Source organism: Nocardia huaxiensis, from assembly GCF_013744875.1.
Taxonomy (GTDB): domain Bacteria; phylum Actinomycetota; class Actinomycetes; order Mycobacteriales; family Mycobacteriaceae; genus Nocardia; species Nocardia huaxiensis.
The window spans coordinates 1,243,446-1,260,084 of record NZ_CP059399.1 but is presented as its reverse complement, the minus strand read 5'-3'; the positions used below and the strand labels follow the sequence as shown (position 1 = coordinate 1,260,084).

Below are 16,639 nucleotides of genomic sequence, written 5' to 3'. Positions count from 1 at the left end.
CGGAGTCGGTGGTGCGCACGGCGGCGTCGGTGTCTGACATGAAATCTGGCCCCTCAGCCCTAGTTGGTGTTCTCAGCCATCAGCAGCACGACGTCGTCGAACGACGCGCCACCGAGAATCGCGGCAACCGGCAGATCGCGGTCGAGTTGGGAGCGGACCCGCTTGCGGAAGTCCAGGGCCTGCAGGGAATCCAGGCCCAGCGCGACCAGCGGCACCGAACGGTCGATGGTGTCGGCGGTGTCGATACCCATGACGTGGCCGAGCTCGAGCAGGACGCGGTCGGCCAACGGCGCATCGGCGTTCACGCCCGGACCGCCCGAACCGGTCGGGTAGGCCGTACCACCCGTCATTCCGGCGTGCTTTTGGCCGGAATCCACGCTGGCGACGGTCGCTTCCTCGGGGTGTGGATCCCGGCCAAAAGCGTGCCGGGATGACGAAGGCAGATCGTTCGCATGCCGGGATGACGAAGGCGGCTCGTTCGCGGGGACGGCTGTTTCGACCGGGCTTTCCGGCACGTCGGCCAGCACCGAATCCTGGCCGAAGGCGCTCAGGATTTCCCGCACGAAAGTCCAGTCGGCGGAGAGGATCACGGAGTCGGTGGGCTGGCCGGTGAAGCCGGCCTCGATGGCGTCGGCCGCGTTCATCGGGTAGACGCCCGCGCCTTCGACGCGCGCGAAACCGGCGTCGTCCAGCGGACCGGCGACGCTCCACAGCCCCCATTCGATGGAGACGCAGTCGAGACCCTCGGCGCGCAGGCGGCGGGCGGTGATGTCGAGCATGCGGTTGGTGACCGCGTACAGGATCTGCCCGCGACCACCGATGGTGGCGGCGAGCGAGGAGCAGAGAATGACGCGGCAGCCCTCGGTGCGCGGCACCGCAGCGATCACGGCATCCAAGCCGAGGATCTTCGAAGCGGCGGCCGTGGCGACCATCTCCGAGGTGATGTCGGCCAGTTCGGCGTCCACATAGTTGACGGCCGCGTGGATGAGCAGGCTCACCGGCCGCTCCGACTGCGCGGCGGCGAAGCGGGCAACCGCCTCCGGATCGTTCACGTCGCACGCCGCGACGACGATCTCCACACCGCCGACATTGCGCAGCCGCGCCAGTTCCCCAGCGGTAGCGGCGGTTTCACCGGACCGGCTGAGCAGCGTGATCCGCCCCGCACCCGCGTGCGCGAAGTGCTCGCAGAACCGCAGCCCGAGCTGCCCGGTGCCGCCGACGATCAGCACGTGGTCGAGGTCGGCGGGCGCTCCCGCCTCCGACTCGTCGGCGACCAGCCGCTTCACGAACACCTTGCCGTCCCGCAGCGCCAGCTCCGCCTCACCGGCGGTGTGCAGCGCACCCATGATCCGCACCGCCTGCGCCGCACCCGCGTCAGCCGCCAGATCGAGGTGGCGGAACATCAGGCCCGGGTATTCGACTCCGGCAGAACGGAATCCGGCGCTCACGCCACCGTGGAAGTACTGCGGCAGCGCATCGCGCTCGGTCACCAGCTCGCCACCGACGGTGACCAGCCAGCACTCGCCACCCGGCCGCAGCCCGGAGACCGCAGGCAGCCAAGCCCGTTCGGCGAAGAACTCGGTCAAGGCCGGAACCGCGCCGGCACCATCGGTTTCCGGCAGTGCGGGCAGGAGGATCACAACGGTGTCGTACTGCGCCTGCGGCGCTTCGGGATTCGCGGCACCCGACGACGCGGGCGATGCGGCGGCATCGAGGATGGTGGCGGTGGCCCCGTGCCGATCGGCCGCGGCGACCAGCGCTGCGGCCAGATCGGCGCACTCGCCCGACAAGTCGACGAACGCGAAGGTTCGCGGCGCGACCATGGACCGCTTCGCCTGCGGAATCCACTTCTCCACCAGGCGTTGCGGTTTCGGCACGGCGGGAGCCGGAGGCACCAGCGCGGACGGCTCGTAACCGCCTGCGGCCCAGAGCTTGCGAGGGTTGGTGACCGTGTGCGGGAAGTCGCGCAGCGGAAGGGCAGTCGTCATGTCGACGCGCAGGGCTTCCCAGCGGTAGTTCAGGTCGTGGACGGCGACGGCGGCCAGATTGCGGGTGAAGTCGCGCAGGCTGTCGGCGGTGCGGAGGGAGGTGCCGAGGACGCGGAAGTCGCGGCTGCCGCGAGCCGGGTCGCGCGGGACCAGGGTGAGGTTCTCCTGGATGGCCAGCTGCAGAACCGGGTGTTCGACCACCTCGATGAGAGTGTCGATGCCGGCGGTGGCGGCGGAGACGATGGCGCGGTCGAAGCGGACCCGGTTGCGCAGGTTCCAGTACCAGTACTGCTCGTGCTCCAGGTCCGGGGTGATCGCCTCGCCGAGAGTTGCTCCGTAACAGGCGATGTCGCTGGACTGGAAGGTGGGGCCGCTCATCTCGTTGCCGAGGAAGCCCTCGAAGTCGGCCCGGACCTCGGCCACGATGGAGGTGTGCGCCGGGTAGGCGACGCCGATCTCGCGCGCGAACTGGCCGCGCTCGGTGGCGGTGGCGACCATGTCCTTGATGGTGTCGCGATCACCGGAGATGGCCATGATGTGCGGGGCGTTCACCACCGACAGCTCGGCCCAGCCGGAGTGGCGGGCCAGCAGCGCCTCGGTGTCCTCACGGTTCATGGCCAGCACGGCCATGGAGTATCCGCGCGGGGAGATGCGCTCCACCAGACGGGCGCGGTGAGTGACCACGAGCACGGCATCACGCAGCGACATGACGCCGGAGACCGCGCCGGCGGCCAGCTCACCCTGGCTGTGACCGATCACGGCGGCCGGATCCACGCCCGCCGCCTGCCACATGGCGGCCAGGCCGGTCATGTGGAACATCAAGGCGGGCTGCACTTCCCACACCGTGTCCTGGTACTGCCCCTCGTCGCCGAGGAGGTAGTGCAGCGGCTGATCGTGGCCGAAACGCTCCCGGTGCACGGCGGCGCATTCGTCCACGCGCGCCCGGTACGCCTCGGAGATCTCGTAGTACAGCTTGCCCATACCGGGACGCTGACTGCCCTGGCCGGGGAAGACGAAGCCGACCCGGCGCACGGCGGCCGGACCGTCGCTCGCAACGACGGCGGGATGCGGCTTGCCGTCGGCGACAGCCTGCAGGGCCGCGAGCAATTCCGCACGCGCGGTGGTGGTTTCGGAGTCCACCGCGTCGGCGGCCGCCAGGATAAGCGCGCGGTAGCGGCGCGGGCTGCGGGTGCGCAGCAGGTGGTCTGCCAGGCGCTCGGCCGTCACACGGGGCCGATCCTGCACGTAGGCCAGGATGTTCGTCGCTTCGGCGCGCAGGCCGTCGGCGGTGTCGGAGGACAGCAGGACGGGGATGCTGCCGTCGGGCAGGCGGTAGTTACTCATCGAAGTCCTCCAGGACCGGCATGCCGACGATCGCGTGCGCATTGGTGCCCGCGACGCCGAAGGACGAGACGGCGGCGTAACGGACGCCGTCCACGGGAGCCCACGGCTCGTACTTGGCGGCCAGGCGCAGACCGGTTGTGGTCCAGTCGAATTCGGTGGTGGGATTGTCGGCGTGCAGGCTCGGGGCGATGTGCCCGTGCAGGCCGCAGAGCAGGACCTTGATCAGGCCGAGCAGCCCGGAGGCCGCCTGGGCGTGACCGGCATTGGACTTCACCGAACCCAGCAGGGGGCCGTCGCTGCGCTCGCCCGCGCCGTAAGTGGCGGCGAGAGCGGTCAATTCGAGCGGGTCGCCCACGGCGGTGCCGGTGCCGTGCCCCTCGACCAGGCCGATGACCTCCGGATCGAGGCCGGAGGCGGCGAGGGTGTCGCGGATCAGGCGCTCCTGCGCGCTCGCGCTGGGCACGGCGATCGGCGCGCCCTTGCCATTGTGGTTCACACGGGTGCCGAGCAGACGGCCGTAGACGCGGTGGCCGAGTTCACGCGCCCGCGACTCGCGTTCCAGCACAACCACACCCGCGCCTTCACCCCACAGGGTGCCGGAGGCGTCGGCGGCATAGGAGCGGCAGTGGCCGTCGGTGGCGAGGGCATTGTTCTTGGAGAACTCGTAGAACGCGCCCGGCGAGCCCATGACGCACACGCCGCCCGCCAGCGCCCAGTCGCACTCCCCCGCGCGCAGGGCGGAGGCCGCCTGGTGCACGGCGGTCAGCGAGGACGCGCAGGCGGTGTCGACGCTGATGGACGGGCCGATCAGGCCGAGCCCGTGCGAGATGCGCCCGGCGACAGCCCCCAGGGCGGTGCCGGTCGCGCGATAGCCGCTGTACTCGTTGACCGAGGCGGCGCGAGGGCCGTACTCCATCATGGAGACGCCCATCCACACCCCGGCCGAGTCGCCCTCCAGCGCACCGGGATTCAACCCGGCGTGCTCGAGCGCCCGCCAGGCCGTCCGCATGCCGACCCGCTGCTGCGGATCCATGGCCACGGCTTCACGCGGCGTGATACCGAAGAACAGGGGATCGAATTCCGTTGCACCGGTGAGGAATCCACCCGCGTCCGGAACCTTGCTCCAGCCTTCGAGCCGGTCCAGGGCGAACAATTCCGCCAGCGGCCATTCCCGATCACGCGGGAAAGGCCCGATCAGCTCCCGGGATTCGGCCAGCGCGGCCCAGAAATCGCTCAGTGTGTCGATGCCGCCGGGTGCTTCCACGCCCATGCCGACGATCACGATCGGGTCGTCCGCGGGGGCAAGGCCGTGCGCGGCCGCCGCGCGCTCCGCGGCGGCGAGTCCTTCCGCGCCGCTCATGCGAACGCGCTCGTCTCGGCCACGAGCAGCTCGGCGATGCCGTCCACGTGATCGTTGAGGTAGAAGTGCCCGCCCTCGAACAGCGTCACCCGAATTCCGGCGCGGCTGTGCGTCTCCCACGCGTACAGGTCGCGCGGGGCCACGAATTCGTCCTCGTCCCCGCCGAGTACGGCGATCGGGATGTCGAGGGCGATCTCGGCCGGGCAGGAGTAGGCGTCGAAGGCGCGGTAGTCGGCCTTCATGACGGGCAGGGCCATGCGCAGCACGTCCCGGCTGCCCAGCACCTCCGCGCCGGTGCCGTTGAGCGCGGACATGTGGTCCAGCAGCGCCTCGTCCTCGGTGGGGTGGCCGGGCAGGTCGGCGATGCGCGCGGGCGCGGCAGCCGAGGAGGCGGCCAGCAGGCGCACCGGAATTCCGGCGGCCTCGGCCAGCCGGACGAATTCGAAGGCCACGATGGACCCCATGCTGTGGCCGAAGACGGTGATCGGCGCACCGGTGTTGTGCGCGGAGTCCCGGAATGCCTCGAACGCGCCCGCAGCGAGCTCGGGCAGGGTTTCGGCGGCGGCCTCGCGCGCGCGATCCTGGCGGCCCGGGTACTGGAAGACGATGGCGTCGAAGTGCTCGGCGAGGGTCTTGGCGAAGACCCGGTAGGCCGAGGCGCCCGCGCCCGCGTGCGGGAAAATCAGCAGCGGTGGGAGGTTTTCGGTACGGGGAGCCTGAAATTGCCTGATCCAGCCTAGTTCTCGTGGCATATCCCGTATCTCTCCTACACTGCCGCCGACAATAGCTCGGCGCTATAACAACTTGTGAAAGCGTGCGCTGCGGCACGCGTGCGACTCGAATCGCCTTGCGTGACCGCGGAACCGCACACCCCGCGGCCGATGGCGAACGTGACGAGCGCATTGGCCGGGCAACGGTAACACCGCGAGATTAGTATAGGCTAGCCTTACCCATCGAGGTGACAGAGGTTACGACCGAACGGAGCTCCACCCCATGACCCGGACGCCGTATGTGCTCAAGCGCGAGCTGACGGACATTCCCGACGATGTTCGGCACGCGCCCGCACCCGTCGTCCCGGCCTTCGGCGAACCCTTCGCGCTGCGCGTGGTGGACCCCGAGGGAGCCGATCCGGAGATCATCACCGAGTGGATGCACCGGCCGCACCTCATCGAGACCTGGGAGCAGGACTGGCCGTCCGACCGCCGTCGCCTCGACTGCGAAACCCAGCTCGCCGGAACCTATTCGCGGCCCTGCATCCTGAGCTACGACTTCGCCGCGCTCGACATGACCGACCTCGAGTGGCGCGATATCGCCTATGTGGAGTTGTACCGTCCCGCCAAGGACGAGATCGCCGCGCTGTACCACGCCGACCCGCGCGATATGGGCTTCCACATCGCCACCGCCGAAACCCTGCTGCTCGGAAAGGGTGTCGTCTCGGGCTGGATGCGACAGCTGGCCGACGCGATCTTCGCCGCCGAACCCGAATGCCGGCGCGTCATGGTCGAACCGGATCACCGGAACACGCCCATGCGCAAGGGCCTCGAGAAGAACGGCTGGCAGCACCTCGGCGATTTCGATGTGCGGCCGGATCGGCGCATCTCGCTCTACGCACTGCCGCGCGAGAGCTCTGATCTGCCGGTGATCCGTTAGTGCCCAACAACATTCGACTTCCGGCCCCGAACTCGCGTTCGGGGCCTTCGTCTTCCGGTCGGCACGAGCCTTCCGGCTAGCGGGCGGCGGCTGCCCGATCACGCACTCCGGCCCGGCGCGGGCTCAGGTCCGAGCGCAGCACCCGGTCCGAAAGTTCGCCCAGGCAGCTGAGATTCGGAAAGCCCGGCCCCTGCGCCAGCGCCGCCATATTCGGCAGGTAGAGCTTGGCGTCGAGTCCGCTCACGGCCAGGTCGTAGCCGATGGAGGTCTCGATGCGGGATTGCTCCAGCGGTCCGCCGATCGCCAGTTCCAGCAGATCCTGTGCGGCGGAATCGAACAGGTCCAGGAACCACAGCGGCTGCCCGCCGGTGGCGTCCACCACCAGGTCGAACGAGTGCACCTGATCCGGGCGCATCTCATTGCGCAGCGTCACCGCGATGCGCTCGTCCTGCTCGACCATGTTCACCACGCGGCCCTGCAGATGGTGCACCCGGTTGTCGCCCAGCAGGCTTTCCTGCACGCGCACCGAGAACACGCCACGATCGGTGCGGCGGATCACATCTCGCCGCTCGGTCATGCCGAGGGCGCTCCACTTGGTGGGATCGCTGTACAGCGAGTTCTCGAAATAGCTTTCGCCGCGCGTGTACAGGGTGGCCTTGGGCGAGATCACCGAAATGGTGAGCATGTCGTGCCGGCACAGCTCGTCCAGCGCCGAACCGGCCGTCTCACCACCGCCGATGACCGCGGCCCGCGAGGACGGCGGCAGCTTGCGCCGACCCGCCAGATCCCAGAACTCGGCGATGCTGAGCACCTTGGGATGCGCGGTGAGCGCGCGATCGCTGCGGCCCGGACCGGTGATCATGACTGCGTCGCAATCGATCTGGCTCTCCACGCCGTCGGCGTCGGCCACGGTGACCAGCCAGCCGTCGTCGGCCGGGGAGATGCCGCGCACCGAGCCCAGCACCAGATCCAGATCGATCTTGCGGCCCACCCACTGCAGGTACTTGGCCCACACGTGATGCTGCGGACTGGGCCGGCCGCGGTCGATCCACTCGGCATAGGTGCCGTGCTCGACCAGGAAGGCATTCCAGCTGAAAGCCCGCATGGCCTCGTCGATTTCACGATTGTGACCGCGCGCCCAGGTGGAGTGGTAGGGGAAGCCCACATCCTTCTCGGGGCTGGTGCCGAGCCGGTGCTGGCCGTCGGTCCACCCGCCGCTGGGCAGCCAGTTGCCGCCCACCGCATGCGCTTCCACCACGATCACCCGCGGTGCGGGCAGTCCGAGTTCGCGCAGCACATGCGACTTGGCCGCTACCGCCAGGGCTTTCGGCCCCGCGCCGACCACCAGAAGTGTCTCCACCGGTTCTCCTGCTCTGTCGCGGTCGCCCGCGGTCGTTCCGATCGCACAACCCACCGCCCTTAGGTTTGCATAGCCTAACCTTAGCTTGAATGGGTCGCCCGGACCAGACGGTGTGCGGGCGCTCACCTACGCGGGAGCCGCCTCCAGCCGCCAGCCGGTGGCGCGCGTGCGCTCGTTCCAGAAGGCCGCGTACCTGCCGTTCAGCGCCAACAGCTCATCGTGCGTGCCGCTTTCGGCAATGCGACCGCCCTCCATGAACAGGATCTGGTCCGCGTGCGCGATGGTTGCCAGACGGTGCGCGACCACCAGAACCGTTCGGTCCCTGGTGAGTTCGTGCACGCCGCGCACCACGACCGCCTCGTTCTGCGGATCGAGGGCACTGGTGGCCTCGTCCAGCAGCACGATCGGGGCGTCCTTGAGCAGGGCGCGGGCGATCGAAACGCGTTGCCGCTCACCGCCGGACAGGCCCGCACCGCCCTCGCCGACCAGGGTGTCCCAGCCTTCGGGGAGACGCTCGGCGATCTCGTCCACGCGTGCCACGGCGGCGGCGCGGCGCACCTCGTCGTCGGTGGCATCCGGGCGACCGGAGCGAATGTTCTCCAGCACAGAGCGATTGAAGAGATAGACGTTCTGGAAGACCAGCGAAACCTGACCCAGCAGGGTCGGCGTCGGCTGTTCGCGCACATCGTGGCCGCTGACCGAGACCGTGCCGGAATCCACATCGTGGAAGCGGGCGGCCAGGCGCAGCAGCGTGGATTTGCCTGCGCCACTGGGGCCGACGATGGCGGTCGTGGTGCCCGCGGGGACCGTGAACGAAATATCGTTCAGGACAGGGTCGTTCGCGCCATAGCCGAAGGTCACGTGGTCGAACACCACGGCGGGCGCACCCGGGGTGACGGGCGTATCCGACTGCGGCAGTGTGGGTTCGGCGAGCAGGTCGGTCACCCGATCGGCGGCCGCGGCGGCCGAGCGCAGGGCGGTGCCCAGCTGCGCGGCCTGATTGAGCGGCTCGATGAAACGGGCGCTCACCGCGATCAGCGCGATGGCGGCGGCGGCCGTGATGGCCCCGCCGGTGACGCGGCCGACCACCAGGTACACCAGCACCAGGAAGATCGCCTGCACACACAGCGAGAACACGATCAGGCCGGGAACGCTGGCGACCAGCAGACCCGAGGCCGCCTTGCGCTGCTTGGCCAGCGCCGAATCCAGGGCGCGATTGCCCGCGCCGACCGCGCCGAAGGAGCGCAGCACCGGTTGCGCCTGCGCGAATTCCAGCACCCGGGCATTGGCCTCCGAGGCGGCCTCGTGCATGCGGGCGTCGGAGGCGGAGTAGGCGCGATTGGCCCACAGGTTCACCGCGAACAGCAGCGGCGCGGCCACCAGCATGGCCAGGGAGATGCGCCAGTCGATGAACAGCATGCCCACCGCGACGCCCAGCGGCACCAGCACGCCGGTGAGGATCTTGGCGATCAGGTAGGCGATCAGGCCCTGCACCTCACGCACGTTCTCGACCACGATGCGGGACAGCGCGCCCGCGTTCTGCCAGTCGAACCAGCCCAGCGGCAAGGCATTCAGATGATCGCCGAGGCGGGTCTGCAGACCCTGCTGCATGCCCACGCCGATGCGCAGGCCGACGACCGACTGCACATAGGACAGCACGACGACACCGGCCACGGCGACGCCCAGCCAGAGGGTCCAGAACCAGGCGCGGGAAAGGTCGTCGTCGAACAGCGACTGCAGGACCGGCACCAGCAGCACATACGCGGCGGCCTGACACAGCGCCTGCGCGATGATCGCCAGGAACAGTTTCGGTGTGAGCCCGGCGAATTCGCGCGGGACCAGGGCAAGAACCTTGCGGATCATCGGGTCGCCTCCACGGCCGGTTCGATGGTGTGCAACGCGGCCTCGTTGATCTCCCACAGGCGCTGGTAGACGCCGCCCGCGGTGCACAGGTTCGCATGATCGCCCTGTTCGACCAGGGTTCCGTTCTCCAGCACCAGGATTCGGTCCACCGAGGTGATGGTGTGCAGGCGGTGCGCGATCACCAGCACGGTGCGACCGGCCACCAGCGCCGCCAGCGCATCCTGCACGGCCGCTTCCGATTCCGGATCGGCGAAGGCGGTGGCCTCGTCGAGCACGAGCACCGGGGTGTCGGCCAGCAGGGCGCGGGCGATCGAAAGCCGTTGCGCCTCACCACCGGACAGCACGGCGTCGACGCCGATCTCGGAGTCGTAGCCGCGCGGCAGCGCCATGATGCGATCGTGGATCTGGGCGGCGCGGGCCGCACGCTCCAGGGCCGCGTCGTCGGCGTCGGCCTTGGCCAGGATCAGATTGTCGCGGACGGTGCCGCGAATGAGCCGGACGTCCTGGAAGACGAATCCGACCGTGCGATACAGCTCGTCGCTGGGGATGTCGCGAATATCGCGGCCGCCGATGGTGATCCGGCCCGACTCCACGTCGTAGAAGCGCGGCAGCAGCTTGGCCAGCGTGGACTTGCCGGAACCGCTCGGGCCGACCAGTGCGGTCAGCGTGCCGGGCGCGAGTTCGAGGGTCACGCCGCGCAGCACCTGATGGTCGGCGCGGTAGCCGAAGCTCACATCCTCGAACCGCACCAGCCCGGACGCGACATCGGTCTCCGGGGCGGCCTCGGAAGCCGGTGCGCCGGAAGGAAGTTCGGGGGTCTGCATGAGTTCGTGCAGGCGCAGGGCCGCGTCACCGGCGGTGCGCAGCGCCTGCGCGCCGTAGCCCAGCCCCAGCAGCGAGCTGCCCAGACCCAGGCCGACCAGCAGGAACGGCAGCAGGTCGATGGGCTCGATCCAGTCCGCGCCCACCCCCGCCAGGCCCGCGACGACGACCAGCAGCATGACGAACACCGGCGCGGTCACCGTCTCCGACAGCGACTGCACCGTCACGACCGGCAGCTTCAACCGGCGCACGCTCTCGGTCTGATGGTCGACCGCGTCCTGGAAGACGCTGTGCGCCTTGCCCGCCCGCCCGAAGGCCCGCACCACCTGGATGCCGTCCACGAATTCGACGGTCGCCTCGCGGGTGCGCTGCTCGGCGGCGTTGTAGGCGACGATGCGCTCGCGGCCCGGCTCGTCCAGCATCCGCTTCATGCACAGCGCGTAGATCACCAGCGGCAGCAGCAGCACCAGCATGAGCCGCCAGTCGACGGTGGCCAGATAGATCAGGGTCACCAGCGGCACGGTCACCGAGCCGATGAAGTCCAGCCGCGCGTGCGCCACCAGATAGTGCAGCGCCTCCACATCGTCCTGGAGGTATTTCTTCACCTCGGAGGAGGTGCGAGCGCCGAACCAGCCCAACGGCACTCGGGTGAGCTTGTCGGCCAGCAGTCGTCGCAGTGTCAGCTGATAGCCCGCGTCCACCGCGTGCGACCAGGTCAGCGCGGCGGCCTGCAGCAGGGCCCGCACCACCAGCACGACGACCGCGATGAGCAGCAGCCGCCACACCCGATCGGTGTCCACCGTATCGGCGAGCAGTTCGCGGGCGGCGGACACGATCAGCAGGAACGGCGCCACCGCGCACACCGAAGCGACGGCCACGATCAGGCTCGCCAGCGTGAGCGTTCCGCTCACCGGCGCGAGAATCTCCTTGCGCGCCAGCGCTTCCCGCTGCTTACGCGCCTTGGCCTCGGCTCGCGCCGCCACCTTCGCCGCTTTCTCGTCCGGCACGGATTCCCCCGCCGCCGGTGGCGACGCGACTTCCACCGTCATCAGCCCTGCCTCTCGACCCTCATCCGATGCACCCGATCCTCACACAAAGATCGAGCTAAAGATAGGTAAGGCTAACTTATGGCGGTGGACGGTGCGTCACACGGCGCTACAACCCGCTCGAACCGCTAGCGCGGCACCTTGCCGGTCAGCTTGCTGCCGTCGAGATTGACCACCATGCAGGTGATCTGACTGCTCCGCTTGAAGTTCCGCTCGTCCGGCGGATACAGCATGAAGGTGCTCAGGTCGTTCAGCCTGGGGCTGGAGGCGAACATGGCGTCCAGTTTGGCGGTGCAGGTGCGGTCCGCCTCCTCGATCACCTTGTCCTCGCCGGGCCAGCTGCCGGAGACGTTGAACTGGTAGAACACCTCGGCATCGTGCGGCTGATCGCAGGGGACCGTCTTGGTCCGGTAGACCATGCCGGACTCCTTCACATCGCCGATGCAGTCGCCGACGCTCACATCACCCACCGACACCGTCTCGCCGGGCTTGTCCGGGACCACCGCGCTGATGACCACCGCCGCCACCACGAACAGCACCCACAGCGCCGAGATGATCAGACCCGCGATGGCGAAGCCCTTGCCGCGCTCACCCTTCGCCTTGATCTGGTTCAGCGCGATCACACCGAACGGCACCGCCAGCAGCGCACCACAACCGATCAGGCTCAGCACGAACGAGGCGATGGCGAAACCATTGGTGCTCGCCGACTGCGGCGGACCCATCGGATAGCCCGGCTGCGGATACCCCGGCTGCGGATACGCCGGCATCGCGCCGTACGGCTGCTGCGGCGGCGCACCGTACGGATCGGACGTGCCGTACGGCTGCTGCTGCGGCGGCGGCGCACCGTAGGGATCGGACGCACCCTGGGGTTGCTGCTCGGGCGAACCCCACGGCTGCTGCGGCTGACCTCCCTGCGGCGGTTCGTTATTGGGATACACGGGCGTCCTCCCCCTCTGGTCGACGCGGGCTCGCACCGCTACAGGTCGTGCGAGAACGGTACCGGCTGAGGGTGACGCCATCCACTCCCGACATGCCGCGCAATCCGGTCGCCCGAACGCACTGGATAGGGTCGACCCGTGAGACGCAGGCAGCAGCCGCCGCTCCCCAAGCGGCACGGGCTCGACCCCGCCCGGTTGCGACTGCCCGAAGAGGGCGACTGGGCGACCATCCGCGACCATCTGGTGGAGCGGCTGCCCCGCGTACCCGCCGCCCGCATCGACGAACTGCTGCGCGAGGGCGGCATCGTGGACCTCGACGGGCCCATCGCACCCGATGCCGCGTATGTGCCGGGCGGCGCGGTGTGGTTCCATCGCGACCTGCCCAACGAGGTCGAGGTGCCGTTCGAGCTCGGGATCGTCTACCGGGACGAAAGCATCCTGATCGTCGACAAACCACACTTCCTGTCGACCATTCCGCGCGGACAGCACATCCTGCAGACCGCGCTGGTGCGATTGCGGCGCGAACTCGACCTGCCCGATCTGATTCCCGCGCACCGGCTGGACCGGGTGACCGCCGGGCTCGTGTTGTTCGTCGTCGATCCGGCGCGGCGCGGGGCGTATCAGACCATGTTCCACAAGCGGCTCGTGCACAAGGAATACGAGGCCATCGCGCGCTTCGACCCCGAACTGGAGCTGCCGCGAGTGATCCACAGCCGGATCATCAAGGAGAAGCAGATCCTGCAGGCGTTCGAGGTGGACGGCGAACCCAATGCCGAGACGCACATCGAACTGCTCGAACATCGAGACGGGTTGGGACGCTATCGTCTACGCCCCCGGACAGGCCGCACCCATCAGCTGCGACTGCACATGAACGGCCTCGGCATCCCGATCCTGGGCGACGACTTCTATCCGGAGCTCACCGACAAACCGGTCGACGACTACACGCGTCCGCTGCAACTGCTGGCCTCGGCCCTGGAGTTTCCCGATCCGATCACGCGCGAGCCGCGGCGCTTCGAGACCGCGCGGACGCTCCAAGCCTGGGACGACTACGCGGGCTGGGCGGCCGGTGAGCCGTCCGTGTAAAGCGCCGAGCGTGGGTATTACTCACATTCGAAGCACCTCTTAAGGAACCGTACGTACACTGGCCGCGATGTCTCAAATTGATAACGGTGCGGTCGCCGTCTTGCCGGAAGCACCTACCCAGCTCCGTCACCGGCTGCACGCGCATATCGATGTGGCCGTCGTGATCATCGTGCTGACCTGCACGAATCTCATTGCGCACTTCACCACCGCGTGGGCGAACATCATCACGGTGCCGCTCGCGGCCGTGATCCTGCTGGCCATGGTGCGGCGGCGCGGACTCGGCTGGGCGGAACTCGGGCTGTGCCCGTCGCAGTGGCGGCGCGGGTCGATCTGGGCGCTGGCGGCGGTCGGCGTGGTGCTCACCGCCGTGCTCATCGGAGCGCTGCTGCCCATTACCCGGCCGTTCTTCCTGGCCGATCGCTACGCCACCATCTCGGGTGCGCTCATCGCCTCGATGATCGTCATCCCCTTGCAGACCGCCATCCCCGAAGAACTCGCCTTCCGGGGCGTCCTGCACGGCACCCTCGACCGGGTCGTCGGCGCACGCGGCGTATTCATGGCCGGGTCAATGCTTTTCGGCCTGTGGCACATCGCCTCGTCGCTGGGCCTGACCAATGGGAACAAGGGCCTGTCGGCCATCCTGGGCGGCGGCCTGGCCGGTCAGATTCTCGGCATCGCGCTCGCCGTCGTGGCCACGGCCGCCGCGGGAGCGGTCTTCACCTGGCTGCGCCGCCGCAGCGGCAGCCTGCTCGCCCCGATCGCTCTGCACTGGTCGGTGAACGGCGCGGGCGCACTCGCCGCCGCGCTCGTCTGGCACACCATGAGCTGACAGCCGGCTCCGGGTGGAGCCGGCTGACCAGGGAACAGAGGAATGGCGTCAGCCGGCCCCGATCGGTCCGGCGGGTCGGGACACGCACCGGACCGGGTTCTCGAGAGTCCGCTTTCGCAAGCGGACGGGCGAACTGTATCGGTTGTCCAGTTCACCCGGAGCCGCTTTCGCGAAAATTCTGAAACGTATTCCAGTCAGAAGGATTACGGCTGCTCCGCCAGCTCCGACTTCTTCAACTCCACCTCATGCGGGCGCACATCACCGCCGTGCCCCGGCCACCAGGCGCGCTTGCCGATCAGCGCCGTCACCGCGGGCGTGAAGAACATCGCCATCACACCCGCCGCGATCGCGATACCCACCGAGATGGCAAAACCCATCTGCGACAACACGGTATTGCCCGCCAGCATCATCGACGCGAAAGTGCCCGCCAGAATGACACCGGCCGCCGCGATGGTCGGACCCGTGTGCCGGACCGCCAGCGCCGCCGAGGTGTGCGGATCATTGCCCTCCTGCGCCTCTTCCCGCAGTCGCGCCACCATCAGGATGTTGTAGTCGGTGCCCAGCGCCACCACGAACAGGTACATGATCAGCGGCAACGTGAAGATCAGCCCCGAATTGCCCTGGATCTGCTGGAACACCAGCACCGCCGCACCCAGCGTGGCCGCGAAGCCCAGGAACACCGAGGCCATCAGGTACCAGGGCGCCACCAGCGAACGCAGCAGCAGCGCCAGCACGATCATGATGAGCAGCGCCGCCACCGGGAACACCACCGAGTAGTCCCGGTTCATGGCCGACTGGAAGTCCACGAAGATCGAGGTCATGCCGCCGACCACCGCGGTCGTACCCGCCGGAGCCCGATCGTGCGCGGTATCGCGCAGCGGGCCCTTCACCGTCTCCAGCGCCGCATCCGACTCCGGCGCGTCGTCCAGGGTCACCTGGAACTCCGCCACCGACTTGTCCTGCGACAGTTTCGGCTCCGACACCTGGTCCACGCCGTCGGTGCCGGCCAGCGCCGAACGGTACTCGGTGAGCTGCGCCTCGGTCAGCGCGCCGTCACCGCGCAGGTACACCTGCGACGGCTGCGTGGTGCCCGCGGCCATGCCCTTGAGCAATTCCTTCTGGTAGACAGTCGATTCCGAGCTGTCCGAGGTGGAACCCGAACTCAGGTCGAAGGTCGGATTGAAGCCGACCACGAAAATGCCCAGCGCCACCAGCACGCCACCGGACACCACCGCGAACAGCGCGGGCCGCTTGCCCAGCGCCGCACCGACGGCGGTGAAGCGCGCGTCGTCCGGCTCGTGCTGCCAGGACTTCGACGGCCAGAACACCTTGGTGCCCAACAGCGAAACGATCGCCGGGATCAGGGTCAGGCCCGCGACCACCATCACGGCCACCGCGATCGCCAGGGCCAGCCCCAGCGAACGGAACATGCCCAGCGTGGACAGCAGCAGCGCACCGAAGGCGATGATCACCGCCGCGGCGGCCGAGGTGATCGCCTCACCCACGCGCGCAACCGAATTCACCACCGCCGTCTTGGGATCGTCACCGGCGCGCAGTCTTTCGCGGAACCGGAACATGAGGAACAGGATGTAGTCGGTGCCGACACCGAACAGCACCACGGTCAGCAGCGGCTGCACCGAACTGTCGAAGTTCAGGTCGAAAGCCTTGCCCACCGCGGCGATCAGGCCACCGGCCACGATGGAGATGCCGCCGATCACGATGATGGGCAGGATCGCGATCACCGGACTGCGGAAGATCACCAGCAGCAGGCCCAGAATCAGCACGATGGTGGCGATACCGATGATCGCCAGGCCCTTGGTGCTGGATTCCTGCTGATCCAGCTGCTGCGCCGCGGAACCGGTGACACCCGCCTTCAGACCGGTGTCCTTGACCTGCTCCTGCAGGGCGTCACGCAGGTCCTTCACGGCGTCGGTCTGCCGGGTGTCATCCGGCGACTCGACCTTCACCATGCCCACCGCGACGATCTCGACGAGCCGGTTCTGCGCCGGCGGCATCGCCTGGATGCCGGTGACATCCTCGATTTTCCGCTCCGACAGCTTGGTCGCGACGCCCGTCACCGTGGCGACATCGCTGTCGGTCAACGCGTTTCCGTCCTCGCGCGCGAAGACGATCAGCGCGGCCGGGGTGGCGCTGTCGGGAAAGGCCCGCTGCTGCAATTCGATCGCCTCGATCGACTCGTAGCTGGAAGGCAGGAAGTCCGCCTGGTCGGTGGACGCGGTCAGTTTGGGGGCCGCCAGCGCCGTCACCACGATGACGACCAACCAGGCGCCGATCACCAACCATGGTTGTGCGACGACGAAGCGCCCTAATCGAGAGAACATGCGGGAGGGGTCCT

The 16,639-nt window shown here is 68.6% G+C and carries 11 protein-coding genes; 3 read left to right on the top strand and 8 right to left on the bottom strand.

All coding sequences use genetic code 11. The annotated features are described in order from the left end of the window. Positions 1-59 precede the first annotated feature (59 nt). Genes nbtC through H0264_RS05705 form a run of 3 tightly spaced genes read right to left on the bottom strand, consistent with a single transcriptional unit; the run spans position 60 to position 5,444 of the window. On the bottom strand, positions 60-3,332 hold the full coding sequence (gene nbtC, locus H0264_RS05715) for a nocobactin polyketide synthase NbtC (RefSeq protein ID WP_181582992.1): 3,273 nt from the start codon (positions 3,330-3,332) through the stop codon (positions 60-62). Further along, entirely contained in the window at positions 3,325-4,692 is a 1,368-nt protein-coding gene (locus H0264_RS05710) for a beta-ketoacyl [acyl carrier protein] synthase domain-containing protein (protein WP_181582991.1), read from the bottom strand. The genes nbtC and H0264_RS05710 overlap by 8 nt, the downstream gene beginning before the upstream one ends. Beyond that, the gene (locus H0264_RS05705) at positions 4,689-5,444 is read right to left on the bottom strand and encodes a thioesterase II family protein (RefSeq protein WP_181582990.1); all 756 of its coding nucleotides are present in this window, start codon (positions 5,442-5,444) and stop codon (positions 4,689-4,691) included. Before H0264_RS05705 ends, H0264_RS05710 begins: the two co-directional genes overlap by 4 nt. Positions 5,445-5,685: 241 nt before the next feature. Here H0264_RS05705 and H0264_RS05700 point away from each other — a divergent pair, with 241 nt between their 5' ends. Then, positions 5,686-6,342: a GNAT family N-acetyltransferase gene (locus H0264_RS05700; protein ID WP_181582989.1), complete on the top strand. Its 657-nt coding sequence runs from the start codon at positions 5,686-5,688 to the stop codon at positions 6,340-6,342. A gap of 76 nt (positions 6,343-6,418) precedes the next feature. On the opposite strand, the gene H0264_RS05695 is transcribed toward H0264_RS05700, so the two are convergent. The 4 genes from H0264_RS05695 to H0264_RS05680 all read right to left on the bottom strand — a co-directional run bounded on the left by H0264_RS05695 (position 6,419) and on the right by H0264_RS05680 (position 12,371). Then, positions 6,419-7,702: a SidA/IucD/PvdA family monooxygenase gene (locus H0264_RS05695; RefSeq protein WP_181582988.1), complete on the bottom strand. Its 1,284-nt coding sequence runs from the start codon at positions 7,700-7,702 to the stop codon at positions 6,419-6,421. 126 nt (positions 7,703-7,828) lie between these two features. Next, on the bottom strand, positions 7,829-9,565 hold the full coding sequence (locus H0264_RS05690; protein WP_181582987.1) for an ABC transporter ATP-binding protein: 1,737 nt from the start codon (positions 9,563-9,565) through the stop codon (positions 7,829-7,831). Continuing rightward, positions 9,562-11,436: an ABC transporter ATP-binding protein gene (locus tag H0264_RS05685; RefSeq protein ID WP_181582986.1), complete on the bottom strand. Its 1,875-nt coding sequence runs from the start codon at positions 11,434-11,436 to the stop codon at positions 9,562-9,564. Before H0264_RS05685 ends, H0264_RS05690 begins: the two co-directional genes overlap by 4 nt. Before the next feature lie 125 nt (positions 11,437-11,561). Next, positions 11,562-12,371, bottom strand: coding sequence for a DUF4190 domain-containing protein (locus H0264_RS05680; protein ID WP_181582985.1), 810 nt, complete (start codon positions 12,369-12,371; stop codon positions 11,562-11,564). A 138-nt stretch (positions 12,372-12,509) separates the two neighbouring features. On the opposite strand from H0264_RS05680, the gene H0264_RS05675 reads away from it, so the two are divergent. Further along, positions 12,510-13,454 (top strand): RluA family pseudouridine synthase, encoded by a 945-nt coding sequence (locus H0264_RS05675; RefSeq protein WP_181582984.1) that lies wholly within the window; start codon positions 12,510-12,512, stop codon positions 13,452-13,454. Between the two features lie 67 nt (positions 13,455-13,521). Beyond that, entirely contained in the window at positions 13,522-14,283 is a 762-nt protein-coding gene (locus H0264_RS05670; protein WP_181582983.1) for a CPBP family intramembrane glutamic endopeptidase, read from the top strand. Positions 14,284-14,486: 203 nt separating this feature from the next. On the opposite strand, the gene H0264_RS05665 is transcribed toward H0264_RS05670, so the two are convergent. Beyond that, complete coding sequence (locus H0264_RS05665) at positions 14,487-16,625, bottom strand: MMPL family transporter (RefSeq protein WP_181582982.1); 2,139 nt, start codon at positions 16,623-16,625, stop codon at positions 14,487-14,489. Between the last annotated feature and the right edge of the window lie 14 nt (positions 16,626-16,639).